This window comes from Rhizobium sp. PDO1-076, from assembly GCF_000247475.1.
Taxonomy (GTDB): Bacteria; Pseudomonadota; Alphaproteobacteria; order Rhizobiales; family Rhizobiaceae; genus Allorhizobium.
This window is the reverse complement of the sequence record NZ_AHZC01000208.1, coordinates 1-2,574: the sequence shown is the minus strand read 5'-3', so window position 1 is coordinate 2,574 and position 2,574 is coordinate 1. Positions and strand designations below refer to the sequence as shown.

Annotated in this window: 1 protein-coding gene; it reads right to left on the bottom strand. The window is 51.3% G+C overall.

Annotated elements, in window-relative coordinates; all coding sequences use genetic code 11:
- Positions 1-1,420, bottom strand: a 1,420-nt coding sequence (locus PDO_RS12455; protein ID WP_007602017.1) for a DUF6923 family protein, incomplete at its 3' end; no start/stop codon positions are given.
- Between the last annotated feature and the right edge of the window lie 1,154 nt (positions 1,421-2,574).

Here is a 2,574-nt window from a genome sequence, read left to right as displayed (position 1 = left end):
CCGTCGGGTCAACATCAACGGCTTCATTGTTGTTCAGATTTGGATCGACACTTGTATCAGGCGCGATGACCTCTACACGGTTCCGCAAATCACCGCCAAAATCCACAGGGACCGTTACGCTGAGTTCAAACGTGACCGACGACGGAATGATCGCACCGGTGCTTTGATCAACGGTAACCGGTAGGTCAACACTAGCGTCTATTCCACCTCCGCTAGCGGATGATTGGCTGCAGACACCTCCACCAATCTCGTTACCGCATGTCCAACTCGCTGTCGCCGCCTCGATGCCGTCAGGCAACAGATCAATCACGCGAACACCGCTAGCGCCGTATGGCCCGCTGTTGCTGACCACAATTGAATAAGATCTGACTTCCCCTGCAACATAGGTATCGTCGGTCTGGTCGTCAGGACCTACAAGTGGCGTGTTGGTTTTTCTGACTGCAAGGTCTGCTTCAAAGGGTGGTGCAAATATCGGGCAATTAGCACCGTCATTGACGTTCGATCCTGGTGCCGCGGACAAGCGCGTAGCGCGACCGGTTGCCAGGTCGAATTGATAGAGGCCTTGTCCACCATTGGCAACTCCAAAGAGCCCATTCGGTGCCCCGAACAACGCGCCGAAACGTAAGCCGTCAGTGAGAGTTTGTCCGATGGTAGTTACTACGCCCGTGACAGGATCAATCCGAAGAACTGCGGCATCGCCCTCCGTCGATTGCGGAACGGTTACCGAATAGAGTGAGGCATCAGGGGCATTGCCGCCGACCCAGGCAATGTCGTTCACATCAATATTGCGGGATAAGTCCAGATCAGTGGCTTCGATCGGATCTCCGGTGACATCGATCAATTTGATTTCATTGACACGGTTAACGCCAATGACGAAAAAGCGGCCATCCGGAGCGAAAGTTGCTGAGATATACTGGTCGTTCTTGGGTAGGTTTCCTACACCATTTTCGTTGGAACTAGTGGGATTTGCGTCAACGACCTCGACCGTACCATCGCTTCCGATCCTGAGAAGTTGCGCATTGTTGTTTCCGCTGGGATTGCCGGTAACACGAATGGCATAAAGAAAGCCGTCTACAGGGTTGAAGCCCATAGCATTGTATTCCATCGACGCCAGAGCGCCAATCGGCGTGAAGTTGGGCGGATTGGCTGATAGGGCAACGAGGTGCAGTTGCGTATTGTCGGCACCTTGAGAAAGAAAAAACCTGCCGTCGCAGGCAAAGGAGTCCAGCGCCTGCACCTGTGTAGCCGGTCCGAACAAAAAGAGCACAAGTAGACCCCATTTCGGGCACCTGGGCTTCTTTGTGTCGTCACGCGAAGCCAAACGTGACATAATACTGTCGATCGCCTTCGCGATCAGTGAAGGAACAACCGTGCGGACTCGAGTGAAATTCAGCGTAAGCCAAAAGGAAAGCGACGGCATCGGTCAACCTCACAACGTAATCTTCTGATTTTAAGAGGGGCAGTGATTCATTGCTGGAATACGCAGTACACATGCGCAGTTCATCTGCGCGGAATTCCAAGCTTCACCGGGGTATTTTTATAATTCACGCGTTTCGCGCGATCGAAAGCAACATGGCGAACCAACATCTTGCCGCCGAAGATTGTAAACCGTGTTCGCCTTCGCGTTCAGCAAATGTATTGCCTTGGACATTGAACCTAGTCGACGTTCGCAACGACCACAGCATCAAACTTGTCTGGGCCTATGATAACTATACTCGTGGTCAAGCCATCCGATTGCACATCCCCACAAAGTTCTTGCTGTAGAAATCACAGCCCCAACTGGTGGTACCCGTGAACGAACTGGATCTATGCCGCCCAAGCTCATGAGGCATCCCGATCACGCGCAGCACCCTATGTGTTCGGATCTGCGACAATGATCTCAGTGACTTCGTCATTGGGCACATCCGCAAATGGACCGACGACTGCCGTTCACGGAATTCCCCGAAATGACCCATCGGCTTCCATCAACTGAGAATTGAACAGCTGGCTCCGCTTGAGCCGCCAAAAACGGGAGACCAAAGAAAAGACGTACAGATAAATCGCGACCAGGCGCGAATGTTCGCGCCGTGTCTGCCATCCGAACAATCACGTTATGTCTGGCGTTGGCACGGTGGCTCATAGTAAAGTCCTTGTATTTTTTCCGCGCACAGAGAGAAATACTAAAAGCTGGCGCAGGAATACATGATATTATTGCGCGAGTTTTGATATGATTCTATCAACATCATGTCGATCGACGCGAAATATAACGAATCAGTTGCTGGCAAGCGCACTGTTATGCTTTTTGTCCCGATCGTTAGATTTGAAAATAGTTGACAGTGCACATCTAATGGTTCTGTGTGCAAAACCACATATTATGAGACCTTCTCTATTCGGCGCGGATAGTTGTGGACGGTCGGGCTCATTGATGATTCTCATGTCCGTTTTCGGGGATTTTGGCATAGGTTTTCGTCTTGCCTTTCAGCGCTGGTAAGTTAGGCATCGTAAACTTAACGGAGGAAAGGCCAGCGAAAGACGCCATCCGGAGATATCTGTCAGGCATCGTAAACTTAACGGAATGTGGAATTCTGAGACCTG